The organism is Prosthecobacter sp. (assembly GCF_044227185.1).
Lineage (GTDB): Bacteria > Verrucomicrobiota > Verrucomicrobiia > Verrucomicrobiales > Verrucomicrobiaceae > Prosthecobacter.
In genome coordinates this window covers 531,764-557,226 of the sequence record NZ_JBGAFO010000002.1, presented here as the reverse complement: position 1 = coordinate 557,226, position 25,463 = coordinate 531,764, and the positions used below count along the sequence as shown (strand labels likewise).

17 protein-coding genes and 1 pseudogene are annotated in these 25,463 nt (G+C 61.9%); 2 read left to right on the top strand and 16 right to left on the bottom strand.

The window, feature by feature from the left end; genetic code table 11:
• Positions 1-29 precede the first annotated feature (29 nt).
• The 4 genes and pseudogenes from ACILSQ_RS06700 to ACILSQ_RS06685 form a co-directional block, all read right to left on the bottom strand.
• Positions 30-1,406: a 1-acyl-sn-glycerol-3-phosphate acyltransferase gene (locus ACILSQ_RS06700; RefSeq protein ID WP_395742816.1), complete on the bottom strand. Its 1,377-nt coding sequence runs from the start codon at positions 1,404-1,406 to the stop codon at positions 30-32.
• A 37-nt stretch (positions 1,407-1,443) separates the two neighbouring features.
• Positions 1,444-2,610 (bottom strand): annotated as a pseudogene (locus ACILSQ_RS06695) (MFS transporter); the annotation flags it as partial.
• A gap of 97 nt (positions 2,611-2,707) precedes the next feature.
• Positions 2,708-3,382: a 2-C-methyl-D-erythritol 4-phosphate cytidylyltransferase gene (ispD, locus tag ACILSQ_RS06690; protein ID WP_395742815.1), complete on the bottom strand. Its 675-nt coding sequence runs from the start codon at positions 3,380-3,382 to the stop codon at positions 2,708-2,710.
• 153 nt (positions 3,383-3,535) lie between these two features.
• Positions 3,536-3,988 carry a GatB/YqeY domain-containing protein gene (locus ACILSQ_RS06685; RefSeq protein WP_395742814.1) on the bottom strand — a complete coding sequence of 151 codons (453 nt, stop codon included), beginning with the start codon at positions 3,986-3,988 and terminating at the stop codon, positions 3,536-3,538.
• 491 nt (positions 3,989-4,479) lie between these two features.
• Here ACILSQ_RS06685 and ACILSQ_RS06680 point away from each other — a divergent pair, with 491 nt between their 5' ends.
• Complete coding sequence (locus tag ACILSQ_RS06680) at positions 4,480-5,328, top strand: PIG-L deacetylase family protein (RefSeq protein ID WP_395742813.1); 849 nt, start codon at positions 4,480-4,482, stop codon at positions 5,326-5,328.
• Positions 5,329-5,604: 276 nt separating this feature from the next.
• On the opposite strand, the gene ACILSQ_RS06675 is transcribed toward ACILSQ_RS06680, so the two are convergent.
• Positions 5,605-6,192, bottom strand: coding sequence for a peptidylprolyl isomerase (locus tag ACILSQ_RS06675; RefSeq protein WP_395742812.1), 588 nt, complete (start codon positions 6,190-6,192; stop codon positions 5,605-5,607).
• A 164-nt stretch (positions 6,193-6,356) separates the two neighbouring features.
• Positions 6,357-7,484, bottom strand: a complete 1,128-nt coding sequence (locus ACILSQ_RS06670; protein WP_395742811.1) for an efflux RND transporter periplasmic adaptor subunit — start codon at positions 7,482-7,484, stop codon at positions 6,357-6,359.
• A 527-nt stretch (positions 7,485-8,011) separates the two neighbouring features.
• On the opposite strand from ACILSQ_RS06670, the gene ACILSQ_RS06665 reads away from it, so the two are divergent.
• Positions 8,012-10,324 carry a tetratricopeptide repeat protein gene (locus ACILSQ_RS06665; protein WP_395742810.1) on the top strand — a complete coding sequence of 771 codons (2,313 nt, stop codon included), beginning with the start codon at positions 8,012-8,014 and terminating at the stop codon, positions 10,322-10,324.
• A gap of 165 nt (positions 10,325-10,489) precedes the next feature.
• Here the strand turns inward: ACILSQ_RS06665 and ACILSQ_RS06660 are convergent, their stop codons facing one another.
• The 10 genes from ACILSQ_RS06660 to ACILSQ_RS06615 all read right to left on the bottom strand — a co-directional run bounded on the left by ACILSQ_RS06660 (position 10,490) and on the right by ACILSQ_RS06615 (position 25,343).
• Entirely contained in the window at positions 10,490-11,086 is a 597-nt protein-coding gene (locus ACILSQ_RS06660; RefSeq protein WP_395742809.1) for a hypothetical protein, read from the bottom strand.
• 2,744 nt (positions 11,087-13,830) lie between these two features.
• Entirely contained in the window at positions 13,831-16,398 is a 2,568-nt protein-coding gene (locus ACILSQ_RS06655) for a M16 family metallopeptidase (RefSeq protein WP_395742808.1), read from the bottom strand.
• Complete coding sequence (locus ACILSQ_RS06650) at positions 16,395-16,808, bottom strand: Minf_1886 family protein (protein WP_395742807.1); 414 nt, start codon at positions 16,806-16,808, stop codon at positions 16,395-16,397. Before ACILSQ_RS06650 ends, ACILSQ_RS06655 begins: the two co-directional genes overlap by 4 nt.
• A gap of 265 nt (positions 16,809-17,073) precedes the next feature.
• Entirely contained in the window at positions 17,074-18,363 is a 1,290-nt protein-coding gene (locus ACILSQ_RS06645) for a glycosyltransferase family 4 protein (protein ID WP_395742806.1), read from the bottom strand.
• Positions 18,364-18,728: 365 nt separating this feature from the next.
• The gene (locus tag ACILSQ_RS06640) at positions 18,729-19,088 is read right to left on the bottom strand and encodes a hypothetical protein (protein WP_395742805.1); all 360 of its coding nucleotides are present in this window, start codon (positions 19,086-19,088) and stop codon (positions 18,729-18,731) included.
• Positions 19,089-20,235: 1,147 nt separating this feature from the next.
• Entirely contained in the window at positions 20,236-20,781 is a 546-nt protein-coding gene (gene ilvN, locus ACILSQ_RS06635) for an acetolactate synthase small subunit (RefSeq protein ID WP_395742804.1), read from the bottom strand.
• 5 nt (positions 20,782-20,786) lie between these two features.
• Positions 20,787-21,593, bottom strand: coding sequence for a DNA-methyltransferase (locus ACILSQ_RS06630; protein ID WP_395742803.1), 807 nt, complete (start codon positions 21,591-21,593; stop codon positions 20,787-20,789).
• A gap of 42 nt (positions 21,594-21,635) precedes the next feature.
• On the bottom strand, positions 21,636-23,363 hold the full coding sequence (gene ilvB / locus ACILSQ_RS06625) for a biosynthetic-type acetolactate synthase large subunit (RefSeq protein ID WP_395742802.1): 1,728 nt from the start codon (positions 23,361-23,363) through the stop codon (positions 21,636-21,638).
• Between the two features lie 122 nt (positions 23,364-23,485).
• Positions 23,486-24,949, bottom strand: coding sequence for a hypothetical protein (locus ACILSQ_RS06620; protein ID WP_395742801.1), 1,464 nt, complete (start codon positions 24,947-24,949; stop codon positions 23,486-23,488).
• A gap of 145 nt (positions 24,950-25,094) precedes the next feature.
• Entirely contained in the window at positions 25,095-25,343 is a 249-nt protein-coding gene (locus ACILSQ_RS06615; RefSeq protein ID WP_395742800.1) for a hypothetical protein, read from the bottom strand.
• Positions 25,344-25,463: the final 120 nt, after the last annotated feature.

The following is a 25,463-nucleotide window of genomic DNA, read 5'->3' as shown; positions in this document are numbered from 1 at the left end:
GAATAGCCGAGAATGACTGCGAATCAGAATCAAACCGTGACCACCAAAAAGCCCTGTTCGTCCATTTTGGCACCGGGGATGGTGGCGGTGAGGGGGGAGTCGGGGAGGAGGCTGCTGATGGTCACGCCTTCGGGGGGGGAGGCGATGGTGAGGCCGGGGAGGAGGCGGCCGAGGGTGTGGGGGCGGCGGCCGAATTGTTCGTCGTGGTGGGCCGGGGGCATCTGGGGGTCGGGGACTTCGGTGGTGAGGAGGATGCCGGTTTCTGAGTCGAGGTAGCCGCGGAGGGGGCGGGAGCCGGTGGGCGGTGAGGCAGCCTCCTTCGCTAAAGCTTCCTCCTTCGCTCTATGAGCTACGGAGGACGAGTCGGAGGCTACGGGAGGATTGGTGGGGAGAGGGGACTGAGAGGGGAATCCAGATCCAGATGAGGGAGGAGCCTCCTTCGCTGAAGCTACGGAGCCCACGGGAGTAAGAGGAGGAGGAAGAGGAAGATCAGTGGGCAGGGAGGGAGTCGGAGGACTGAGTGGGGGTCGGAGACCCCCACTCCTTGGGGCGTTCGCTTCCTCGTTCGCTAAAGCTACGGAGGACGAGGCGGAGGCTACGGGAGGATTGGTGGGAATTGGGGACTGAGAGGGGAATCCAGATCCAGATAAGGGAGGAGGAGTAGGAGTAGGAGGAAGAGGAAGATTGGTCGGAGAGGTGTCGAGGCAGAAGGCTAGGCGTTCTTGGCCGGTGAGTTGATTTAAGGTAGCGCGGGTGCAGAAGGCGACGGTGTGGGAGGCGGGGGCGTGGGTGGGGTGGTCGATGAATTTGGTGCCGGGGAGGACCTGGGTGAGGGCTTTGACGGTGCGGTGGAGGATGGTGCCCGCGGGCTCGAGGGAGAGGAAGACGTCGCCGGGGCGGTGCCATTCGACTTCGGCGAGGCGGAGGGCGTTGGCGAAGGGGACGAGGTCGTCTGCGGGGTCGGCGTGGAGCCAGCTTTTGCGCTGGTGGAAGGCCTCTGCGCTGAGGGCGTGCATGGCGTGGCGGACGACTTCGGCGGTGGCGGCGCGGGGGGGGAGGGGCTCTCCGAAGTGGACGGCGACGGGGTAGCGGAGGTGTTTGGGGCGTTTGGTGAAGAATTTGCCGCCTTGGTAGGAGAAGATGCTGCCGTAGAGGCCGTCGAGATAGACGGGGATGACCTGGGCGTCTCCCTGGCGGGCCATGAGCTCGAAGCCTTTGCGGAGTTCATTGATCATGCCGTGGCGGGTGATCTGGCCTTCGGGGAAGAGGCAGACGATTTCGCCTTCCTTCAGAGCGGCGGCGACGGCGCGGATGGCGTCTTTGGCGCGGGTGGCGGAGATGGGGACGGTGCCGATGAGGCGCATGAGCCATTTGAGCCACCAGAGATTGTAGAGGGCGTCCCACATGACGAAGCGGACGGGGCGGCGGCCGGCTGTAAACGGCGGCGAGGAAGGTGGGGATGGCGAGGAGGAGGAACTGGGTGGAGGCGCTCAGATTTGCGGCCTTCATGAGGGCGACGATGGCGACGGCGACGAGGGTGCCGAGGCAGTCCATGAGATTCATGCCGGCGTGGATGCGGGCTTTTTCATGCTTCTCGGCCTTGTCCTGGGCGTAGGCGTAGAGGGGGACCATGAAGCAGCCGCCGGCGGCGCCGGTGAAGATGATGCCGGCGTACATCCAACTGGAGCCGAGGGGGGCGAGGCCGGACCAGAGGAGGCCGGCGACGAGGCCGAAGCCGCCGAGGGGGATGAGGCCGAGCTCGATGCGGTGGCGGGAGACGTGGGAGGCGAAGAAGCTGCCGGAGATGACGCCGATGCCGAGGATGCCGGCGACTTTGGCGAGCTCCATGGGGCCGTCTCCATGGCCGGTGTCTGGGTGGAGCTCTTTGGTTAACGTGACGAGGATGAAGCTGAGGGCATTGGAGATGAACCAGAAGTAGGTGACGCCGAGGGCGGCGAGGCGGATGGAGCGGCGGCGGAAGACGATTTTGAGGCTTTCGAAGTGCTCGAGGGCCATGCCTTTGCGCCAGTGGACTTCGTGGTGGGCGGGGGTGGTCTGGATGCAGATGGCGGCGATGAGCTCGATGATGCCGAGGATGCTGATGATGATGAGGGGGCCGAGGGCGGAGCGCCAGGCGTCATGGGTGCGCTCATACTCGGTGCCGTACCAGATGCCGCCGGCCCACATGCCGCCGAGGATGCCGGCGAGCATGGTGACCTGGAGCCAGCCGGAGACGCGGCCGAGGCGGCGGGAGCCGGCGAGCTCTTTCATGATGCCCATCTTGGCGGGGCTGAGGACGGCGGCCTGGATGGCGAGGAGGAAGAAGCCGAGGAGGGAGACCTCCAATGAGCCGGGGACGCGCTGCATCCAGAGGGCGAGGGAGAGCCAGATGAAGCAGATGATCTGCATGACCTGCATCCAGAGGATGACGTTGCGCTTTGAGAAGCGGTCTGACCAGTAGCCGGCCAGGGGGGCGAGGAGCATGTAGGGGAGGGAGAAGATGGCGCCGAGCCAGAGCTCGATATGGCGGCCGACCCAGCTCTGCTCTGCGATGATGATGGAGAGGGCGATCAGCAACATCTTGACGAAGTTGTCGCTGAAGGAGTTCATGGCCTGGACGAAGAGCACGAGCACGATGGACGCCCAGTTTCGGCGTGGCAGATGCGGGGCGTTGTCGAGGGCGGCGGGGTCGGGCATGAAGGGTCGGTTAAGCGACGAAACGCTGGGCCAGCAGGATGTCTGCCGGGAACGTGATCTTGGGGTTGAGCTCGAAATTTTCGACGACGTGGACGGTGGCGCCGAGGTGCTGGACGGCGGAGACTTCATCGGTGACGAGGAGGCCGTCGCGGAGGATGGCGTCGTAGGCGCGGACGAGGAGGGTGCGCTGGAAGACCTGGGGGGTCTCCATGATCCAGGCGTGGGTGCGGTCGATGGAGCCGATGATGCGGCCTTCGGGGTCGCAGCGCTTGAGGGTTTCTGTCATGGGCCGGGCGCAGGCGACGGCGGTGTGGGTGCGGGCGGCCTGGATGCAGCGGGTGATCTGGGCGACGGAGATGAGGGGGCGGGCGCCATCGTGGACGGCGACGATGTCGCAGTCGGGGGAGAGTGCCTGGAGGCCGGCGTGGACGGAGAGGTGGCGCTCGGCGCCGCCGGTGATGAGGTGGGTGATTTTGGTGAGGGGGGCGGCGCCGATGGTGCGCCAGGAGTCGAGCTCGGGGCGGAGGGAGTCGCTGGTGACGACGATGATTTCATCGATGGCGGGGCAGGCCTGGAAGACGCTGAGGGTGCGGCGGAGGACGGGCTCTCCGGCGAGGGGGGCGAGGAGCTTGTTGAAGCCCATGCGGCGGCTGCTGCCTGCGGCGACGATGATGGCTGAGGTCATGCTGTTCGCTGTTCTCGGTTCGCTGTTCTCGGTTCAGGGTTCGCTGTTGCCGGGGTTGGAGGGCGACGAATTTTACACCGCGAGAGATTAGAAGACCGCAGAGAAATGCTTCTGAGTCTAGGTTCTAGTGCTGAGATTTTTCGTGTGCTGCGGTTAAGCGAGGCGTTTGGAGACTTCGGTGGAGAGGGTCTTGCTGTCTGCGCGGCCGGCGGAGCGCTCCTGGAGGGCTTTCATGACGGCGCCCATGTCTTTTTTGGAGGTGGCGCCGAGCTCGGCGATGACGGACTCGACGAGGGCGGAGACTTCGCTGTCGCTCATGGCGGCGGGGAGGTATTTCTGGAGGACGACGATCTCGGCCTTGGCGGCTTCGACGGCTTCGGGGCGGCCGGCTTTTTCGGCGCCGTCGACGGAGTCCTGGAGCTTTTTGATTTCTTTGCGGACGACGGCGATGGAGTCGGCATCGCCGAGCTCGCCGTCAGCGCCGAGTTTTTCGATGGCGGCGTATTTGAGGGAGGACTTGAGGTTGCGGATGACGTTGAGGGCCACGGTGTCCTTGGCACGCATGGCGTTTTTGAGGTCTTCGGAAATCTGGGAGATGAAGCTCATGGGAAAGGGGTCGGGGATGGGGGTGGGGAGGGAGGGGCGATCATGGCGGTGGGAGGGGGATTTGTCTAGATGCTAGATGCTGGGGGCTGGATGCTGGATGCTGGATGCTGGATGCTGTGGGGCGAAGGTGAGATGGGGGGAGCCGGTGAGTCAGTGGGGCAGTGGGGCAGTGGGGCAGTGGGGCAGTGAGTCAGTGAGTCAGTGAGTCAGTGGGCGGTGGGCGGTGGGCGGTGGGCGGTGGGCGGTGGGCGGTGGGTGCGGCGGAGTCGTGGGTGAGAGGGGGATTGGGGGCGATGAGCTTGTGGGGGCGGGGGACTGAAAATTGAGAAGTGAAAACTGGGAATTGGAAATGGGGGGATGGGATGAGAGGGCGTGGTGGGGTGGGGAGGGGAGTGTTTTGGCGGGGGTTTATGGGGGAGTTGGGGTGTTAGGCGGGGGCTAATGGGAATGAGGTTGGCAGTTTGGCGGAGGCGGTGCATGGTCGGGGTCCTGTGCAATTTCGACATCCCAAACACGACCTGTATATTCCTGACGAAACTGAACCGTGGACGGCGCTGCGGCGGGTGACGCATCTGGGGATTGTTTCGCACCAGGATGACCTGGAGATCGCGGCGTATCATGGGATCACGGAATGCTTTCACGACAAGGGCCAGTGGTTTGGCGGGGTGGTGGTGACGGACGGGGCGGGGAGCCCGCGCAAGGGGCCGTATGAGAGCTACACGGACGAGGAGATGCAGAAGGTGCGCCTGGTGGAGCAGCGGAAGGCGGCGTATGTGGGGGAGTACAGCATCATGGTGCAGCTGGGGTACCCGAGCGAGGACATCAAGAAGCCGAAGCATGCGCCTGCGGTGGCGGATTTGAAATTCATTCTGGAGCATGCGCAGCCGAAGATTTTGTATCTTCACAATCCGTGCGACCGGCATGACACGCATGTGGCGACGTTTCTGCGGTGCCTGGAGGCGATCCGTGAGCTGCCGGTGGAGATGCGGCCGGAGAAGGTGTATGGCTGCGAGGTGTGGCGGAAGCTGGACTGGCTGCTGTCTGACGACAAGGTGATGCTGTGGGTGGACAAGCACCCGCACATGCTGCGGCCGCTGCTGGGGGTGTTTGACTCACAGATCAGCGGGGGGAAGCGCTATGACCTGGCGGAGGAGGGGCTGCGGCATGCGAATGCGACGTATTTTGACTCGCATACGACGGACAAGACGAGCCTGCTAACGTTTGCGATGGATCTGACGCCGCTGACGCGGGATGACGGGATGTGCCCGGTGGAGTATGCGGTGAACTATGTGAAGCGGCTGGAGGGGGATGTGCGGGAGCGGGTGAGGAAGTTTATGTGAGGCGGTGGGGGGATGGGGGGAGGGAGTTTGCGGTGGTTGACGGTGGGATGCGAGAGGGGTGTGGGGGAAAGAGGGTGGTGGGAGGGCCTTGCCGTTGATGTGGCGGGGTGGGTGGGGGAGCGCGAGAGGTGTGGGGGGAAGGGGGCGCTGGGCTCATCTCGGCGGAGCGAGATGAGTACTGTTCATCTCGGCGGAGCGAGATGAGTACTGTACAAAAAAAATGCCAGCCGGGGGAGCGGCTGGCATTTGAAGGATTGAAGTGATGAAGGGCGGGGTTTACTCGGCGATTTTGGCGCTCTTGATGATGATGGGCTCGACGGGGACGTCGCCGTGGGGGCCTTTGCTGCCGGTGGCGACGGTGGCCATGGAGTCAATGACGTCCATGCCCTTGGTGACCTTGCCAAAGACGCAGTAGCCGAAGCCGTCGCGGCCGGGGTAGTCGAGGAAGCTGTTGTCCTTGAGATTGATGAAGAACTGGGAGGTGGCGCTATGGGGGTTGTTGGTGCGGGCCATGGCGATGGAGCCTTTGACGTTTTTGAGGCCGTTTTTGGCTTCGTTTTCGATCTGGCCGTCGGGCTCCTTTTGCTGCATGTCGGGGCTGAAGCCGCCGCCCTGGACCATGAAGTCAGGGATGACGCGGTGGAAGATGAGGCCGTCGTAGAAGCCTTTTTTGACGTATTTGACGAAATTGGCGACGGTCACGGGGGCTTTGGCGGCATCGAGTTCGAGTTCGATGGTGCCTTTGCTGGTTTCCATCACGACTTTAACGGGTTTGGCGTCACTCACGGTTTGGGCAGGGGTTGTTCCGGTCAGACCAGCAAACGTGAAGACGAGAGCGGCGAGAGTCGGTGCGATTGATTTCATAGTGGGGTTGGTAAGGACGGGGAATGAGCCACGAAGGCTTTGATTTGCAATGATCAAATCGTGACGTGGCCACGGGAAGACGCGGCACCAGGCCTGCCGGTGCAGGGGCGGGAGGCCGGCGGGGGACGGGGCCAGCGAAGGGAGAAGCGGCGGGGGAGGGGCGGCTATTCTTTTTTGAGGTGTGCGTATGCCACGGCGGGCTCTTCAAACTGGGAATTTGCGACCTTTTGTCCATCATGAGCCCGATGCACGCCTGAGATGATGATGGTGTCATTTTCGGTGACACCGCCGGTGATGACAAAGAGGCCTTCGAGCTCGTGAGTGATGGAGACGGGCTTCCGGTGGATGACGTGGTCTTTGTCCATGACATAGACGCAGCGCTGATCGGCGACTTCGAAGGTGGCCTGCTGAGGGATGAGCAGGGCGTTTTTGAGGGTGTCCTGGAGGCGGATGGTGCCGGCCTGGCCCTGGCGGAGGAGGTCGGCGGGATTGGGGAAGAGAGCGCGCAGGGTGACGGTGCCGGTCGCATGATGGAGCGCCGTTTTTTCGACGGGGACGAGGCGGCCGGTCTGATCAAACATTTTGCCGTTGGCCATCTTCAGGTCCACCTGCTGGGTGGCGGAGGCGGAGATTTCCTGATATTGTGCTTCAGGCACGTGGAACTCGGCCCAGATCTGGCTGTTGTCATGGAGGGTGGTGAGCACTTCGTCCTTTTTCACGAGGCTGCCCTTGGCGAGGCGGAGGCGGCCCATCAGACCGCTGAAGGGGGCGGTGATGATGGCGGAGCCTGGATGTGCCTGCGCCAGCCTGAGGTCCTCCAGCTTCTGGTCGCGCTTTGCAGCGGCGGTGGCGAGGTCTTTTTCGGAGGCCTGGCCGGCCTGGACCCGGTGCTGTGTGTTTTCATACTCGAGCTTTGCCACCTGGGCCTGCGCCTCCGCGCGTTTCAGCGCGGCCGTGCGATCTTGAGGCATGATCTTGAACATGAGCTCCCCCTCTTTGAGCCGGCGCCCGTCCTGGACGCTGACCTCCTCCAGATAGCCGCTCTCCGGCGCGCGGATGGCGACGTTTCGATAGGAACGAATCTGGCCCGCATAAGTGTGGGTGACCACGGTGTCGCGCCTGAGGGGCCTGGTGAGAACGGGAGGGGACGGCTGACGACCGCAGGAGGCGAGGGTCATCCCAACGAGCAGCGACGCGGTGATGCGGCGGGTGATGAGAGGTTTCCGATTTTCAAGGAGGCGGGCGGCAACTGCAAAGATCCTGCCCATGGCGGAGTGGTCTCTGTATCTCATATTATCGCGATACTAAGTGGGGCGAATTTAAAGTAAAAGAAGCAATGCGTGAAAACTAACATGACCAAGCGGATGGAGTAGTTAAAGACCAGGCCCGTGATAAATCGGCTGGTATTCCGATACTCCATGAGCTTACAGCCTATCGTGTGCGTGGAATGAGGCTTCTCTGCCATGGTCGCGTGAGGTGGTGAGGAGCCGTCTGTCTGCCCGTGGTTTGCGCTGGTGTCGTCGAAGATTTCGTGAGCCGGCGGCGAAGCGGATGTGGGCTTTTGGGTGGCCTGCGCTGTGTTTTTTGAGAGCTGTCCTGGCGGCGCGAGCTTTTTTGCGACGCGGACACGGAGGCGAACGAAGATTTGCGACAGGGAAGCTAAGCAGGCTGCCGTCGGAGCGGGGTGATGGTGCGCCGGGGGCGGGCGGCTTAAACCAGCGCGACCGGAGAGCTGATGCGACTGGGCGTGTTTCAAATGGCTGGTATTTTTCCGGGCCGTTATGTTACCTTGCAGCCTGAGCCTAGAGCCCATTTCTCCATGAAAGTACTTGCCGCCTTCCTTTTAATCTCGGCCCTCATGTGCGCCGGCGCAGACATCCCGGCTGCTGGGGATGCCAACCAGAAAGCGTATGATGCGGCCCGTGCGCTCGCCACTGCCGGCAAGTATGTTGAGGCGGAAAAAGCCTTTCAGGCGCAGGTGGATGAACTCACGAAAACGCTCGGCCCGGAGCACCGCGACACTTTGCATGCGAGGATGGGACTGGCGGCGACCCTGCTGGCGATGGACAAGCATGCAGCCGCGGAAGTTCAGATGCGGGACCTGCTTCCCGCACTGACGCGTGTCCTGGGTGAGGATGACCCCATCACCCTGAAGGCGCGCGGTAATTTTGCTGCGTTCCTGATCGAGCAGGGCAAGCTGCTCGATGCCGAGCCCGTGCTGCGCCAGGTGCTGGCCAGCAGTGAGCGGACGCTGGGCCCGGAGCATCGGGAGACCTTGCAGGATCGGGCCAATCTGGCGAATCTGCTGCTGAAATTGCAAAACTATGCCGAGGCCGAATCCCTGGCGCGTGCATTGATCTCCACCTCTCAGCGCGTGCTCGGCCGTGAAGACCGGGACACCTTGTACTGCCGCATGGTACTGGCGGCCGTTTTGGTGGGGGCCGAAAAATATGCCGAGGCCGAGCGGGAGATCCGCGTGGTGCTTCCCCTCCAAAAACGGGTGCTCGGGCCGGAGCATCCGGACACTTTGGCCAGCCAGGTCAACCTGGCCATAGTCCTGTCCAAGCAGGATAAAGACGCCGCCGCCGAGACGGAATACCGTGGCGTGCTGGCCGTCCGCGAGCGGGTGTCCGGCCCTGAGCATCCAGACACGCTGAGGGCCTGCTACTACCTGGCACGCTCCCTGGAAGCTCAGAAAAAAACAGAGCAAGCCGCCACCTATGCCAGACGCGCCTGCGCAGGCTGCCTGAGGGCGCTCGGCAAAGACGATCCGCTGACCCATCAGGCCCAGCGCCTGGTGGAGCACCTTTCAGGCACCACCTCCGGCTTCACCAAACCTCTGGAAGGAACCCTGGCCCACGCCGAAAACGGCGAGGCCAAATCGCAGTTTCAGATGGGCTACGCCTATCTGCAGGGCAAAGGTGTGGCCAAAGATGCGGCGGAGGGCGCCAGGTGGTTGCGCAAATCCGCCGATCAAGGATACGCCGAAGCGGAGGCCTACCTCGGCTACTGTTATCACGAAGGTGAAGGCGTGGGCAAGGACGCGGCTCTCGCGGTCAAGTGGATCCGACTCGCCGTGGAGCAAGGCGAGAATAACGCGCAGCGCTTTTTAGGCGAATGCTACTTCGAAGGGTTCGGCGTTGCCAGAGACGAAGCCGAAGGCCTGAAGTGGCTGCGGCTCTCGGCCGATCAGGGCAACAGCTATGCAGAGGCTGAGCTGGGCAGCCGGTTTCTCAAGGGCCAAGGAGTCGCGCAAGATCGCACTGAAGCCGTGAAGTGGCTGCGCCGCGCCGCCGAAGGCGGCAACCCCAGGGCCGAGTGCTACCTTAGCTACTGCTATCAACAAGGGTTTGGCGTGGCCAAAGACACCAAGGCAGCGGTCGAGTGGCTGAGCAAAGCCGCCGGGCGAAACTATCCGTATGCGCAGGCCATGCTGGGCCTCCGCTATTACTCAGGCAATGGAATGCCGCAGGACAGGGAGGAAGCCGTGAGGTGGCTGCGCCGAGCCGCCGAGCAGGGGCAGGACGAGGCGCAGTATAAACTGGGCATGTGCTGCTTCGAAGGCACGGGCACTGCCAAGGACGCCGCCGAGGCCGTGAGGTGGTACCGCCTCGCAGCCCAGCAGGGCAATGCCGAAGCGCAGTGCAGTCTCGGCTGGTGCTGCCTCCACGGCCGTGGCGTGGAGGCAGACGCCACGGAGGCCATGAAGTGGTATCACCTTGCCGCGGAGCAGGGCCTGGAGCCGGCCCTTTTTTGCCTGGGAGAGTGCAGCCTCAAGGGAGAAGGCCTGCCGAAGGATGCCGCCCAGGCCGTGCGCTATTTCCGCCAGGCTGCCGAGAAGGGCTTTGCGCTCGCGCAGCTCTGGCTGGGCATCCAGCATGAACGAGGGGAGGGCGTGGAGAAAGACATGGTGCGGGCGGCGATGTGGATCCGCCTGGCGGCCAGGCAGGGCAACAACGCCGCAGATGCGCACCTGGCCACGGTGGAACTTTCCATGACGGCGGAGCAGATCAAAGAAGCGAAGACGCTGGCTGGGGCGTGGAAGAAAAAGGAGGAAAGCAAACCGGTGAAGGCACCGCAGGGGATCGCGGAGCCGGTGCATGAAAAGGAGCGGCGGATTCAGATTGATTGAGCCGCCCCCTCTCGCCCGCGGGCCTGGGCAGCACGAACTGCTCTACAGTATGCGCTTGGGACAGCCTTGCGGTACGCCAGGCGAACGTGCAGTAGCCGGGCGCTTTTTGCGGATGTTCGCTTGTCGCCGTGGAGCGTGCGGCTAAGTCTGGTGGGGGGGACTTCGTCAGTCGTGAAGTCGCGATTCACTGGGGCCCGGACGCGCGTTCGGGCAAAGCGTCATAAACGCCTGCGCGAGGTGCCGCAGGCGGGCCCCTGGCAGCGAATTTCCTGCGAAGAGCCGCAGCAAGACGCGCCCGCCGGCATCGCGCAGTACCAGGAAGAACCAGTTTCCGCGCTGGTTGTAGTGCACGGTGGCCACGCCTGCCAGATCAAGGCGCTCCGTGGCGATCAGCTCCTCCCGAAACGACGAACGATAAATGTTCCCCAGCCTTTCCGTGCTCACCGTCACGTGGCGGAAAAGCTGGTACGCCAACTGGTTTCCCTCCACCCGGAACAACTGGACTCGTGCGACGCGCTGATTGGCGAAACGGTCGCGCGCGTTCTTCGGCCACGCCCACACTTGAATGCCTTCATTGGCGCACTCTGCGACGGCCGCGACGGCCTCCTGACGGCTGATGCGTGGCAGGCCGCCGACCTGATTGGGCAAGCTGCAAGAGGTGAGAAACAACGCAGCGAGAGAAAGCACGGCAGACAGAACCTGAACTGGGATGGTCTGGGAGGGGCTCGCCGGACCTTTTGTGGTGGTGGAGAAATGGCTCATGGTGGAGGGGGAGGGATGCGGCAGTGGTCCCTCGAACGTGGGAGGAAGCGGAAAATTGCACGCACTTCCTTTCCGGCCTGCAAGGGGACCGAGGTCCCGGACCTGAAAACAACTCGGCCCGGAAGGACCCAACCAAAATCCTTCCGGGCCTTTAGGTGACCAAGGAGTCCCAACCATGAAGCGACTCCCCAGCTCGTTGTGTGTTTCCTCAGGCGAACCTGAGAAATGTTTGTGAAGCTTGCGCCCCAACTGACTCTTGGATAGAGCAGGCTGCGGGCCAAGTTTGGTGGGGAAGATGGAGCGATGTGTAAAAGTTGGCGCCCATCGCGCGCAATAGAGGAAACATGTGCCTGGCATGAATGGCACTCGGTTAAGAGTTGTTATCGTGGATTTTGAAGACTGTTAGGAAGAAACGCGACAGCGTCTTGGCGTGCGGTGACAGAGATGCACGGCGCAAGCCTGCATCGACGACACCGCTTTCGCAGGGGCGTCGAGCGTTCTCAGGTCTTCCCACGCCGTCCGGCCTGCGAAAAGCGGCGTGGCGCTACGCTTCCCGCACGCACTCCAAGACGCTGTCGCGGCTCGCATGCGCCCCTGTCCGCCAGAACACCAAAAACCGCGACGACACGCCTTAACCGAGTGCCATTCGTGCCTGGCATCTGGTTTCCGGAAAAGCGGGCTGGGGCATTTCGAAGCTGGAGGGACGTTCGGTTTTTGCCGCGGAGCACCTGAACTCAAGGCGACTCGACTGTGGAACAGAGAGTAACGGCGGAGGCTGTTCGAGAAAGGGAGCGCTGTTTTTTGGCAAAGGAATGAAGGAGCAAGGGAATGGCCGGAGATTTGGACCGCAGTTAGTCAGAAGGGCGGAGAGGCAGAGTGAGCAGAGAATGAATTTTATTTCTGCCTCCTCTGCGCCGCTGCTGCTTTGCGGCAAACCGAAGCGGAATTGAGTTTTGAAAACCGCTTTGATGGCGGTGGCCGAGTGAGGCGATGCCGGTGTCTGGAGACAACTCGGCCCGGAAGGACCCAACCAAAATCCTTCCGGGCCTTTAGGTGACCAAGGAGTCCCAACCATGAAGCGACTCCCCAGCTCGTTGTGTGTTTCCTCAGGCGAACCTGAGAAATGTTTGTGAAGCTTGCGCCCCAACTGAGTGATGGATAGAGCAGGCGCTGGGCCAAGTTTGGATAGGAAATTTGGAAAATTGAAATTCGCCGCGGGTTTTTATTGAGGCTTGCTCAACAGGCTGACGCGAATGGTGAGGCTGCTCCGGCTGGAGCCGGGGCGTGATGTGTGGCGGAGGCACAAGCTCTCCCGCGGCGAAATAGCCGGGAGACGCTTCTGGAAGACGGGGCGCGTGAAGCAGATGATGGGTTCGCTTCCCGGAGTGGCTGCCAAAACCCAGGGGAGCACTCGCTAAAGCTCGGCACCCCTGGGCTGTATTGCGGAAGGCCGTTGGCCTTCAAGGCAAAGCAGTCAGTCTATTATGCAATCCTCAATAAATGCGGCTGCCGGAGATTTTGGATCACGCTGATGAGGGGATCCGCGAGGAGTGTGGCGACGAAGAGCGGATCTTCGCGAGCTTGGGATGGCCCCTCACCCTGCCTCTCCCCCAAGGAGATTTTGAGAGCATTGCCATGCCGTCGAGGGGGAGAGGGGATTCGCTTTGGGGTTGTGCGGAGGTGGCTGAGCGAGCGTGGGTAATGGAGCTGGCGGAGAGTTGTGCGGCCTGGGTGGCCTGGGTAAGAGGGAAGCACGGAGCTTGTTTAATGAATCGTGGTATTGAGTGGTATGCGGGTGATTGCAGCGGTGCCAGGGGGCACGCGGACTTGGGCTTGTGGGAGTTCCGGGGACGCGTGGGGGACGCGCTGGTGGTCGGACGGTTTGGCGAAGGGGGCTGTGGAACGTGGGAGGGGCTTTGCCGCCAAAGACATCCAACCTACGGGTGGAGAGCCAGGCCTGGGCTGGTATGGCGGATTGTGAAATTCGTTTCCGGAAGATGGAGTGCCGGGGTGGTGGAGTCCGAAGTGGACCGGTGTTTCGATGTGGACTCGGTGCTGACGCGGTATCGGAATTGCCTTCGGCTGTCTCCGCTTCGCTACGGCTCCGCGCTACAAAAAGGGCTGCGCGGCATGTGGAAGTGAGGTTTGGCAAACGCTGCAGAGTACCTGAACTCGAGGCGGCTGGATTGTGGATCGGGGAGTTACCTGGGGGAGCTTATTTGGGAACCGCTTGCACGAAGAAAGCTTCCAGATTCCGGCTGAAGCCGGTACTACAATACTTGCGCTGGCTGGTTTCGAATTTTGGGTGATGCGGGGCTTCCAGAACGGGCTGAAGCCCGAACTACGAACGGGGGGCCGGAACGGGCTGCTGCGCAGCCGCGAACTACGTGCGCAGACGAGTTGCTGAGACGTGGAAGTTATTGGGAGTGGGGGACAGGAGTCCCCCACGCCTTGGGGTGTGGTGGTTATTTCGCCTGGACGCGAATGTGCAGTACGGGGGCGGTGGTGTCCGATGTGGGGCGGTGTTTTGATGTCGATTCGGTGCCGACGCGGTATCGGAATTGCCTTCGGCTGTCTCCGCTTCGCTACGGCTCCGCGCTACAAAAAGGGCTGCGGCATCGGCATGCGCATTCTGGGAATGAGTTTTGGAGAATGCTGCAGAGTGGGGGACGGGAGTCCCCCAATCCTTGTTGGGGGACGGAGTCCCCCACTCCTTGGGGGAACGGAGTTCCCCCTGTCCTTGGTTACTTGGGGAGGACGCGGACGATGAAGGCTTTTTTGTCGCCGAAGTATTTGGCGGCGACGCGCTGGATCTCCTTGGAGCTGATGTCTGACATGATGCCGGGGAGCTTTTGGAAGTGGTCCCAGCCGAGGCCGTTGATTTCGTTCCAGGCGCAGACGTCCGCCATGCCGGTGTTGCCCTGCTGGGAGCGCAGCCAGGAGGAGCGCCAGGTGACGCGGGCGCGGTCGATCTCGTCTGACTGGAGGCCGTTGGTGGCGAGGTCGTTGATCTGGGCCATGAGCTCCTTTTCGGCGAGCTTCACTTTTTTGGGGTCGGTGCCGACGTAGAAGTAGAAGGCGCCGGCGCCCATGGCGGCGAAGTTTTGCGCGCCGACGTAGTAGGCGAGGCCGAGCTCTTCGCGGATGCGGTTGAAGAGGCGGCTGCCCATGTCGCTGCAGGCTTCGTCGATGAGATTGAGGGCGTGGACGTCGCGGTCTTCGAGGCCGACGGTGCGGAAGCCGACGACGAGGACGGCCTGCTCTTTGTCGAGATGTTCGGTCCAGGCGGCGGGCTTGGCACTGGCGTGGTATTCGCGGCCGAGGGCGATCTGGCGGTTGCCACGGGGGAGCTTGGCGAAGGCTTTTTCCACCTGGGCTTTCACGACTTCAGCCTTCACATCCCCAAAGACGGAGATGACGCCGTTTCCGGTGGCGAAGCTGGCGTGGAGCATGGCGCGGCAGTCGGCGAGCTTGAGGGCGGTGACTGTTTCCTCGCTGCCGAGAGCGGTGCGGTGGAAGGGCTGGCCGGCGAAGATCTCGCGGCGGGCCTTGCGCATGGCGACGGTGAGCGGGTCTTCTTTTTCTTCGAGGATATTGGCGATCTGGCGCTTCTTGACCTCGGCGAGCTGAGGCTGCGGAAGAGCGGGATTGAGGATGAGATCTGAGATGAGGTCGAGGGCGTCGGCTTCATCGCCACGCATGACGTCGGCGCCGATCATGTAGCGGTGGGCGTCCGCGGTGCAGATGAGGCTGCCGCCGCGGTTTTCGAGCTCGGAGGCGATCTCCGCGGCGGCGCGTTTTTTGGTGCCCTTGAGGAGCATCTGCGCGGAGATCTGCGTGACGCCGGCGGAGAGGTCCGTCTCGGCGAGGACGCCGGCGAGGAAATTGGTGCGGACGCTGACGAGCGGGAGGCGGGGGTTTTCGCCGACGACGAGGATGAGGCCGTTTTTGAGCTTGAAGCGCTGGATGTCCGGACGTGCGGAGTCGGTGGTGGCTTTGGCTTTGCCACCGGACTCGACTTCATCTCCCACGACGACGGTGCACATGTTTTCGGGCTGCAGGTAACGGCGGGCGGCATCGCGGATGAGCTCCGGCGTGAGGGCGGAGATGGCGGCGAGGAACTGAGTCTGGTAGTCCAGCGAGCCGGAGAGGAGCCAGCCATTGCCGAGGCTGCTGGCCTGGCCTTTGACGGTGCTGAGGGTGCGAAGCTGGCTGCTGAGGGTGGCGCGCACGGCCTTCTCGAGCTCGGCACGGCCGGGGCCGCTCTTTTGCATGACGGCGATGACTTCGAGCATGCCCTTCTTGAGCTTTTCAGCATCGGCGGGATTGCACTCGGCCTCGACATTGAAGAGGCCTACTTCGGGGGCGCACCAGGCGCCGGCCCAGATGTAATGGGCGAGGCTGCGCTTCTCACGGAGCTCCTGATAGAGGCGGGAGCTGCGGCCGGAGCCGAGGAGGAAGGCGAGGACATCGAGCGCGGGCTTATCCGCGTGGTTTTCTCCAGGGATCTGCCAGCCGAGGGCGATGCGGGTGAGCTCGGTGGAGAAGTTTTTGGCGGCGGTGCGGCTGCCACGCTGGGGCGGCTCCGAGGGGAGGAGGACGGGATCAAAGGCCCGGCGCTGCCAGTCGCCGAAATGGGTGCGGACGGTTTCGAGGATGGCGGCGGTATCGACATCGCCCGCGATGACGATGAAGGCATTGTTGGGCACGTAGTGGCGCTGGACGAAGCCGTACACATCGGCACGGGAGATTTGATCGAAAACTTCGCGATGGCCGATGATGGGGTGGCGAAGCGGGTGCTGGCGGAAGGCGGTGCCCTGCATGAGGTGCTGGATGACGCTGCCGGGGTCGTCATTGTCCATGGCCATCTCTCGACGGATGACTTCCTTCTCACGGGTGAGCTCGTCGGCATCGAACTTCGAATGGCGGATCATGTCGGCGAGGATGTCGAGATAACCCGCGGCGTGCTCGGCGAGGCCGTCGATCCAATAGACGGTGCGATTGAAGGATGTGTAGGCATTGACGTAACCGCCGAGGGCCTGGATGCCCTGGGAGATCTGCGCGGGGTCGCGCTTTTCGGTGCCTTTGAAAAGCATGTGCTCCACGCAGTGGGCGATGCCGGCGCCGGTGTGCTGCTCTTCGTGCATGCTGCCGGCCTTGATCCAAACCTGAACGCTGACGAGGGGGTGGGCGTGATCTTCACGCACGATGACCTCGAGACCGTTTGGCAGGGTGGTGACGCCGGCATCCAGGGAGGGGACGGAGAGGGCGCCCGCTTTGGCGGGGGCGGCACGAGAGAGGACTTTTTTCATGAGGATTTTGGCTCGCGGGCTTCACGCAGCGAGGCGGGGAGGAAGGGAGTGGTGAAGGCGTGCTGGAAATCGTAGCCGCCGGAGAAGTCTTCGATGCTGTCGCCGTCGTTTTTGCCGAAGTAGCCGCACTCGATGAGATTGTAAACGATGTTGCCGACGTCTTCGCCGCGCTGAAGGCCCCACTGGTCGAGAACGATGGTGGACATGGGGCCGTATTCGGAGAGGACGTGATCGCGGAAACCGGCGAGGAGCTCCTGGCCGCTGACGTGCTGGTCCTCGGCGTTTTCGTCGCGGAATTTTTTGGCGGCCATGTGCAGGGCATCACGCACGAGCTCGTAGGCTGCGAGATGGTAGCGGGGGTCTTTTTGGATGGAGCGCCGGACGGCCTCGCCAAAGCTGATGGAAGTCATGAACGGAGGGACAGGGGAGGGGTGAAGGAGGGAGGCAGAATGAGGAATGACGAAACCAGAATGAGGAATGAGGAATGAGGAATGAGGCGGTTGCGCGGGTGTTTCCGGAACTGGCTGAAGGCGGAACTTCGGTGCGAGGAAGGGGGGATGCGGAGTGGCGGGGGCTTGCGGGGCGGGGGGATCGAGGACGAGTTCGAGTAGGAGGACGAGGACGAGGACGAAGGGGAAGGAAGGGGTGGACGAAGGGGAGGCGCGTTCTTTTTAATTATTTGGTGATGGCCTGCTGGAGGATGGACTCGAAGCGTTCGGCCATGCGGGTGGCGGAGAATTCCTGGCGGACTTTGTTGACGCCGTTTTTGGAGAATTTCTCGCGGAGTTCGTCGTCGTTGAGGAGGGACTCGAGGGCGTCTGCGAGGGCCTTGGGGTCGTCGGGCTTGCAGAGGAGGCCGCCTTCGGTGGCGGCGATGAGCTCGGGGAAGGCGCCGTGATCGGGCTGGATGACGGGGACGCCGCTGGAGACGGCCTCGATGACGTAGAGGCCGAAGGCTTCGCCGTAGGTGGCGGGGACGCTGAAGACGGTGAGGTCGTGGAAGAAGTGGACCTTGTCCTTGAAGCTGATGTTGGGATGCCACTCGACGCGCTTGGTGAGATCCGCGGCTTTGATTTTGGCCTGGAGGCCGGCGATGTATTTGTCGTCGGCGGGAGTCTTGGCGCCGCCGATGCGGAGCTTCACGCGGGGGACGGTGCCGCGTTTGGCGAGGTCGATGAAGGCATCGACGAGGGTGGTGAGGCCTTTGCCGTGGATCATGCGGGCGAAGTAGCCGATGGTGGGCCAGTTTGGGTCCGGTGAAGAGGTGGTGAAGGCGGTGGTGTCGATGCCGTTGGGCAGGATGGTGATCTGGTCCGCGCGGAGATCGAGGCGCTCGCGCATGCGGTCGGCATAGAACTGGCTGGGGGCGATGAAGAGGCGGACGCTGCGGGCGTTTTTGCGCATGGTCTCCCAGGACTGGGTGCGGTAGGGCTCGGGGAGAGTATCGAGGAAGCTGTCTTCTCCCTGCAAAGCGCAGACGACGGGGATGCCGAGCTCTTTTTCAATGGAGGGGGCGAGGCCGATGAGGAGGCTGTTTGAGAGGGAGACGACATCGAACTTCCCATGGCCGCGGGTCCATTCGATGAGGCGGTTCCATTCGCCCCACTGGCGGCCATCGGTGCCGAGAAGGGCGCCGAGGGTCATCTCGCCGAGGACCTTGGGGCTGGTCATGCCCATGAAGCGGGAGGCGAGGCGGAGGTGGCTGGGCTTGTTGAGCCACTTGTGGAGGAAGCGGGGGAGCTTGTGAAACCAGGTAAGCTTCTGCTGGATGAAGAGGGAGATGCCGCCGATCTGGACGGGGAGCTCCTGGGAGCCGAATTCGCGATCAGTGACCAGGGGCAGGTAGAGGGGGGCCATGAGGGCATCATGACCGCGGACGCGCAGGGCTTTGATGAGCGCGTGGTCGCGCAGGCAGCTTCCGCAGTGGAAATTGCCGGTGCCGGGAGTCAGATGCAATATGCGCATGGAAGATGCCGGGGAGGGGAAAATGACGAAACCAGAATGAGGAATGACGAATGAAGGACGAAGCTCGAGAGCGCAGGGTGGGATACGCTGGTGGAACCCGCTTCGTCATTCCGATTTCGCCCGAGACCGGCGTTAGTCCAAGGGAATTTTTCGGTGTTCGGCAGACACTTTCGCGTGGGCCTTTCACCACAGCAGGGGATGGCGCGTGAGGCGCCAGCGGGGCTGTTTCTGCGGAACAGGGGAGGGCTGACGCAAACAGCCAGGCCGGCGAAGATCCGTGAACCCGGGGCGAGGCGGGGCGCATCCTTGGTGCACAGCAACAAGGCTGCTTTGTTTCCGCCTGGCGCGGGAGCGAGATCGGCGCCTCACCCGGCCTCGGCTTCCGGAGCGTCGAGTTCGGCTTTGGGGGTGAACTTGAGGTGGAGATTGAGGGGGCCGCTTTCTTCGGTGAGGCCGCAGTCGTCGCAGTTCAGCCAGAAGCGTTTTTCGTGCATGCCGAAGGCGGTGTTTTTGCCGCGGCAGTGCGGGCAGGAGAAGCGGAACTCGAAGAAATGAAGCGCGAGGGTGAGGAGGGCGGAGGTGACGCCGATGGCGCAAACTGCGATGAATGCGGTGCTGAGGACGAGGGTGATCCAGGGGACGCGGGGTAAGAAGAGGCCGACTCCGCAGATGATGAAGAGAAGGGGGAAGGCGATGCGGCAGATGCGGTGCCAGAGGATGAACATGAGGAGCGGAGGGTGGCGTGATGGAGTGGCGGGAGCTTAGCGTGGGGTGGCTGGGGGGCGTGTTATAAACTTAGGGCAGGATTCGACAGTGTGGGGGCCACCTCACCCTAATACCAAGAACCGTTGAAAACGGGTTTGTTCATGCGCCAGCCGCAGGGGGGGCTCTTAACGTGGTCCGCTCAGTCCTCAGAGCGGAACGCAGGCCGCAAAGCGGACGCATGCCTCCCTGACACTCACAGTCCGAACCTCTTCTTTCCTGGCTTGTTCGCCACACGCCCGCTCGTTCCGCTCAGAGGACTGAGCGGACCACTTTGCTGGCGCTCTCGCGCTGCCATGGGTGTCTATACTCCCTGAGGATGGAGAGGGGATTTTGATTTGTGGGCTTGCGGTGTTTTGAGGCACGAGGGCAATGAAAAAGCCAGGGCACGGTGAGGTGCGCTGGCTTTTCGATCATTCGACATTCGGGATTCCAGCGTAGGTTTAAGCCTATTTACGGCGGCCCACGAATGGCTGAGACAGGACCAATATAGGTGCCAACAATTCAGCGTGCCCGGCTTTTCTCTTTTGAAATTTCTTCGACTACAGTCTTCAAATATTCTAACATGGCAAATTCAGTTCAGACGAAGCCCCAGCCACTCATTAATTTAGTAGATCGTAACAAAATTATTAACACGCACGGGGGGCGCATTTTTACTAACCAGCGCACATCGAATGTCCTCCTCACTATACCCGTCTAATGTTATTAAAGATAGCACTACATCTTCGTTGATAAATCTCACAAAAACGCGTTGCTCTCCGTCATGCAGCTTGAGAGGAAAGTTCCCTCCAAAATGCACAATCTCGACATATATGTCCTCCTTTTTTTCAGCCAAAGGTGGCAAACCATGATGCCGACGCAGATTACACTTAATATAGCATAATAATTGTGCAGCTCTTATGCTGGGCTTATGCCCTAAATTGATATGTTTCGGGTCTGCGGCACAGCCCGTGAAACAAAATATTCCGGTTAGAACATAATTCCTGATATTCACATGCTGCCCTCCTTGCATTGGGTTTTTCTTGTTTGTAAGCAACAAATCCAATAAAAAGTAACCAATCTGAAGATTTGTTATCCCATTATGGGCAGGCGTCGTTCCCGCGAAGCGGGTCAGGTCTCGGTGAGGCCGCGGGCCATGACGACTTTGCCGGTGCGGACGGTTTCGACGATTTCGAACTTGGTGAGGAGGCGGACGGCGGCGTCGAGCTTGTCGGTGTTGCCGCTGATCAGGGCGATGAGGCTGTCTTCCTGAAGGTCAACGGTCTTGCCATTGTAGTGCTCGATGATCTGGAGGATCTCGGTGCGCTCGGAGGCGCTGGCGGCGACCTTGATGAGGACCATTTCCTTGGCGACGGCGTCGCGGTCGGTGTGCTCGATGCAGTGGATGACGTCGATGAGCTTGCTGACCTGGAGGATGATCTGGCTGAGGCCTTCAGGGTGGCCGCTGATGCCGATGGTCATGCGGCTGAAGCGGGGATCACGCGTCTGGGAGACGACGAGGGATTCGATGTTGAAACCGCGGCGGCTGAAGACGGCGCAGATGCGGCCGAGGACGCCAGGCTGGTTGTTCACCATGACGCTGAGCGTGTGAATGTTGATGATGTCGGCCTGCGGGGCGGGCTTTTTATCGGTGGTGACGGGGATGCGGTCGCTCATGGGATTTATGATTTACGATTTTTGATTTTTGATTTGGAAGAGGGAGCTGCGAGGCGCTTTTTGGCGATCTTGAAGTAGGTGGAGTCCTTCTCGATGCCGAGCCATTTGCGCTTGAGGACCTTGGCGGCGGCAGCGGTGGTGCCGGAGCCGAGGAAAGGATCGAGGACGAGATCGCCAGCATCGGTGGAGCAGGCGATGAGCTTTTCGATGAGGGCGAGGGGCTTCTGCGAGGGGTGGCCGCACTTTTCCTTGGAGATGCCCTTGAGGCTGGGGACGCGAAGGATGTTGGTGGCGTACTTGCCTTTTTCGAGATGGGCGCGGCGGGCGGCCTTGTCCTTGTAGCGTTTGTCGCGGAGGTAGGTCTGGATGGTGGCGGCGTCGTAGGGGATGCGGACGGAGCCTTTGTTGAACTTCACGGAGTCGCCCTTGCGGAGGACGAGGATCATTTCGTACTGCGGAGTGAAGCTGTCCCGGCGCTCGTCATAGCCCACGGCACGATCCCAGATGATGAGATCGTGAAACTGGTGCTGCTGACTGAGGCTGGACATGAGGTGGAGGAAGGTGTGCTCGCGCTTGCCTAGCTGGCCGAAGATGAAGGCGAGACCGTCATCGCGAAGGACGCGCATGGATTCGGCCACCCAGGCATCGCACCAGGCGAGGTAGTCTGCGGCTGTTTTCCATTGCGTGTCCCAGGCTTCATCTTCGAGGACGTTGAAATAGGGTGGGTCGGCGATGATGGCCTGAGCAATGTCTGCAGGGAGTTTTTGAAGTTCCTTGAGGGCATCGCCGTGGATGATGCGGTTGGTTTTCATCGACCAGATGAGAGGCGGACAGGAGTGTCCGCGCTCCCTTCATTACGTGGAACCGGTGGGCTTCTCCATTTTCTGCTTCGGAGCCTCGATGAGCATGTCTTCGAGAGCAGCACCGGCGGGGATCATGGGGAAGACGTTTTCAGTCTTGATGCACTCGGCTTCGATGATGCAGGGGCCGTCATTGTAGTCGAGGGCCTGCTGGAGGATGCGCTCCACATCGGCGGGGCGGCGGATGTGCCAGCCTTTGATGCCGTAGGCTTCGCCGAGTTTGACGAAGTCCGGGTTGCCGATGAGATCGACGCCGCTCTCGCGGTTTTCGAAGAAGAGCTCCTGCCACTGGCGGACCATGCCGAGGTAGCTGTTGTTCAGGACGAGGATCTTGATGGGAAGCTTGTGGATGGCGGCGGTGGCCAGCTCAAACAGGGTCATCTGGAAGCCGCCGTCTCCGGAGATGGAGACGACCGTCTTGTCCGGACGGGCAAGCTGTGCGCCGATGGCGGCGGGGAAGCCGAAGCCCATGGTGCCGGCGCCGCCGGAGCTGAGCCAGTGGTAGCTTTCGTCGTTCTTGTAGAACTGCGCGGCCCACATCTGGTGCTGACCGACGTCTGTGGAGACGATGGCCTTGCCCTTGGTGAGATTGTAGAGCTCATCGATGACCTGCTGCATGCGGAGGCCGCCCTGCTTCTTGTAGCCGAGGGGGTACTTTTTCTTGTAGCCGTCGAGGTGGGCGAGCCAGTCTTCGGTGGGGAGTTTTTCGACGTGGGGGAGGAGGTCGCTGAGGGCGGCCTTGGCATCGCCACGGATGGCGACGTCCACCTTGATCATCTTGTGGTGCTCGGCGGCGTCGATGTCGATGTGGATGAGCTTGGCATTGCGGCCAAACATGGTGGGCTTGCCGATGATGCGGTCGTCAAAGCGGGAGCCGACATTGAAGATGAGGTCGGCTTCGACCATGGCCTTGTTCGCATAGGCGGTGCCGTGCATGCCGAGCATGCCCAGCGAGAGCGGGTGGGTTTCCGGGAAGACACCTTTGCCCAGCAGCGTGGTGGTGACGGGGCAGCCGAGGGTTTCGGCGAGGGTGAGCAGCTCCTTGTCGGCACGGGCGATCATGGCGCCCTGGCCGGCGAGAATGACGGGGCGCTTGGCGGCGGCGATGAGGCGCGCGGCTTCCTTGATGCCAGCCTGATCGATCTTGAAATCCTCTTCAGGGTGGTAGCCGGGGAGGTCCATGGGCTCGTCAAAGGTGCCGGTGAAGGTGCCCTGGGAGATGTCCTTCGGAATGTCGATGAGAACCGGGCCGGGACGGCCGGTGGTGGCGATGTGGTAGGCCTCCTTGGCGATGCGGGGGAGGGAGTTGGTGTTTTTGACCAGGTAGTTGTGCTTAACGACCGGGGCGGTGATGTTGAAGATGTCCGCCTCCTGGAAGGCGTCCTTGCCCAGCATCCAACTGACGGTCTGGCCGCAGAGGACGATCATGGGGACGCTGTCCATCTGGGCGGTCATGAGGCCGGTGATGGTATTGCCAGCGCCGGGGCCGGAGGTGACGAGGACGACGGCGGGCTTGCCGGTGGCGCGGGCGTAGCCATCGGCCATGTGGACGGCACCCTGCTCGTGACGGACGAGGATGAACTTCATGTCCGTCTTCACGGTCTGGAGGGCATCGAAGATCGGGATGGCAGCGCCGCCCGAGTAACCGAAGACATACTCAACGCCGAGATCGGCGAGTGTTTTGATGAGGGCCTGTGCGCCGTCCATTTTTTGCTGGCTCATGATGGTTGGGGTGAAAATTGCGATTTGGAGAAGGTTTGAGCCTTTTGAAAATTGGATTTTTGGCTCCAAGTTTGAGCGGGATGACGAATGCCCAGCTCCACTTTGTTCTTCCAGCGGCGGGATCAGTAAGAGGTGGGCAAAACGCGGGCGGCGGCGGCGGCCTGCTCGGCACGGGCGGCACCCACGGCCTTGTTTTGCGCGCTGATGAAGAACTTCACGAAGTCGTAGGCTTTGGAGTCTCCTTCATTAAGCCAGAAGCCGCTGTGGCCGTTGATGATCTTTTTGCTGGTGGAGACGACCATGAAAGGAAGCAGCCCGGGATCGCCGGGATCGGTGACGATGTGCTTGTTTCCACGGGCGTCGGTGAAGTTCATGAGGTCTGGGCGCAGGGTTTTGAGGGGGAGGGACGTTGGCGCTCCGTTTGCGCCTTTTTTCAGGACGTTGAAATACGACTCCACCTTGGAGAGCCTGAACTGGCCGCTCTCCATCAGCTCCAGGTCATGCGTCCGGTAGAGAGGAAAGTGACCCAGCGCGGTGATGTTCTGGCGGGCTTCCTTGGCATCGTCGCGGCGGGCAAACCAGTCGCGGAAGCGGTTGCCGAGCGTCTCGCCAAAGGGCAGGAGGCTTTTGTTGGGGAGGTCGTTTTTGGCGCTGAGCACCATCATGAGCACCGGCTGCTTGGGGTCGTAACTGACCATGGTGTTGCTGGACATGGCGTAGTGGGTGGGGCGGTAGGGCAGGCTTTTGAGCGCGGGGTTGATAAGCAGCACGAGATCCCCCAGACCGGTGACGCGCTGCATGGTGGCCTGAGCCTGGGAGCCTTTGCCCTGAGCTCTGGGGAAGGAGCGTGCGGCCCAGTAGGGCGGCAAAAAGCTGGACTCCATGGTTTTGCCCACAGCGGCGTAAAGCGCCCGCCCGCCAAAACTGTGGCCGATGAAGACGAGGCGGCTGTTTTGAAAAATGTCCAGACTGGAGCCGCCCGCCCTGCCGGCGCTGGAGGCCACGAGCCAGTGAATATTGCGAATGCGCGCCAGCGGCTCCACCAAGCCCTGGCCAATGACCTCCGCCGTGCGGCCACGGCTCCAGTAGGTGAGGAACTTCTGCGGGATGCCGCTGAGAGAGCGACCGCGCCAGCTCAGGTACACACCCAGCACCCCGCGGTTTTGCCGCCTCTGCTCCGCGCCCAGATCGCTGAGCATCTGGCGGAAGTGATTGAGGTTTTCGTTTTTCTCCTGGGCGTTGTTAAACCAGCCATGGACAAACACGACGATGGTGATGCCCTTTTTAAAGAGGCTCCTGCCGGAGCGGGTGTCCTGATCGACCGCGGTCTCAAGCAGGCTCATCTGGGCAGGATCCTGGAAGGTGCCGTACTCGGTCATTTCCACATGGCCCAGCCAGAAATTGCCGTCTGAGTACTTCTCCAGGCACTCGTGCTCACGCCCTGGAGGCTGGGTGCGCTGATCGTAGGTGTGCAGTTCTGCATGTTTACCAGCCGAGACGGGACGGTAGGCGCTGCGTGTGGTGCACGCGGAGAGCAGGAGCAGTGACAGGAGGAGCGACACCGCTGGCTGAAAAGAAGTGCTCATAGATAGATGAGATCAAGTTCAGAGCACTTCCTTGCAATGCCGTCAAACCATGAGGCTGAGGACTTGGCCGCGGGCGGAGGGCGTTGAACCAGGAAACGCCGGACGATGCGGGGTCTGGGGATTGCGGGCGGGATGACGGCTGCTTTTATTCCCATGCCCACCAGGCGAGGCCTGCGGCGAAGGTGGCAAGGAGGAGCAGGATCAGGCAGCCCAGGCCGCAGTTTCTCCAGGAGCGGCGGGCTTCGCGGGCCTGGGGAGATTCGCCGAGGGGAGAGTTTTGGGTGAGGGACTGGTCGAGGCTGAGGATGCCGAGGAAGAAGCTGATCAGGGGATCGGCGATGGTGATGAGGACTTCGAACAAGTAGGCCAGGAAGAGGCAGATGGGTTCGAGCATGGGGCGATTCAGTCGATGGGCTGAATCTGCGGGGCGCGGGGGAGGAGCGCTATTACAATGCGGGGGCGGGGTTCCAGGGGGTGTCGGGGGCATGCGGGATGAGCGACAGGCAGGGAACAG

Excerpts from the sequence above, each read along its gene's own strand:
- ACILSQ_RS06650 (WP_395742807.1), bottom strand. The coding sequence starts at position 16,808 with ATGACTTCCATCAGCTTTGGCGAGGCCGTCCGGCGCTCCATCCAAAAA.
- ilvN (WP_395742804.1), bottom strand. The coding sequence starts at position 20,781 with ATGAGCGACCGCATCCCCGTCACCACCGATAAAAAGCCCGCCCCGCAG.
- ACILSQ_RS06640 (WP_395742805.1), bottom strand. The coding sequence starts at position 19,088 with ATGTTCATCCTCTGGCACCGCATCTGCCGCATCGCCTTCCCCCTTCTC.
- ACILSQ_RS06660 (WP_395742809.1), bottom strand. The coding sequence starts at position 11,086 with ATGAGCCATTTCTCCACCACCACAAAAGGTCCGGCGAGCCCCTCCCAG.
- ACILSQ_RS06675 (WP_395742812.1), bottom strand. The coding sequence starts at position 6,192 with ATGAAATCAATCGCACCGACTCTCGCCGCTCTCGTCTTCACGTTTGCT.
- ACILSQ_RS06615 (WP_395742800.1), bottom strand. The coding sequence starts at position 25,343 with ATGCTCGAACCCATCTGCCTCTTCCTGGCCTACTTGTTCGAAGTCCTC.
- ispD (WP_395742815.1), bottom strand. The coding sequence starts at position 3,382 with ATGACCTCAGCCATCATCGTCGCCGCAGGCAGCAGCCGCCGCATGGGC.
- ACILSQ_RS06700 (WP_395742816.1), bottom strand. The coding sequence starts at position 1,406 with ATGTGGGACGCCCTCTACAATCTCTGGTGGCTCAAATGGCTCATGCGC.
- ACILSQ_RS06620 (WP_395742801.1), bottom strand. The coding sequence starts at position 24,949 with ATGAGCACTTCTTTTCAGCCAGCGGTGTCGCTCCTCCTGTCACTGCTC.
- ACILSQ_RS06645 (WP_395742806.1), bottom strand. The coding sequence starts at position 18,363 with ATGCGCATATTGCATCTGACTCCCGGCACCGGCAATTTCCACTGCGGA.
- ACILSQ_RS06655 (WP_395742808.1), bottom strand. The coding sequence starts at position 16,398 with ATGAAAAAAGTCCTCTCTCGTGCCGCCCCCGCCAAAGCGGGCGCCCTC.
- ACILSQ_RS06630 (WP_395742803.1), bottom strand. The coding sequence starts at position 21,593 with ATGAAAACCAACCGCATCATCCACGGCGATGCCCTCAAGGAACTTCAA.
- ilvB (WP_395742802.1), bottom strand. The coding sequence starts at position 23,363 with ATGAGCCAGCAAAAAATGGACGGCGCACAGGCCCTCATCAAAACACTC.
- ACILSQ_RS06665 (WP_395742810.1), top strand. The coding sequence starts at position 8,012 with ATGAAAGTACTTGCCGCCTTCCTTTTAATCTCGGCCCTCATGTGCGCC.
- ACILSQ_RS06670 (WP_395742811.1), bottom strand. The coding sequence starts at position 7,484 with ATGAGATACAGAGACCACTCCGCCATGGGCAGGATCTTTGCAGTTGCC.
- ACILSQ_RS06685 (WP_395742814.1), bottom strand. The coding sequence starts at position 3,988 with ATGAGCTTCATCTCCCAGATTTCCGAAGACCTCAAAAACGCCATGCGT.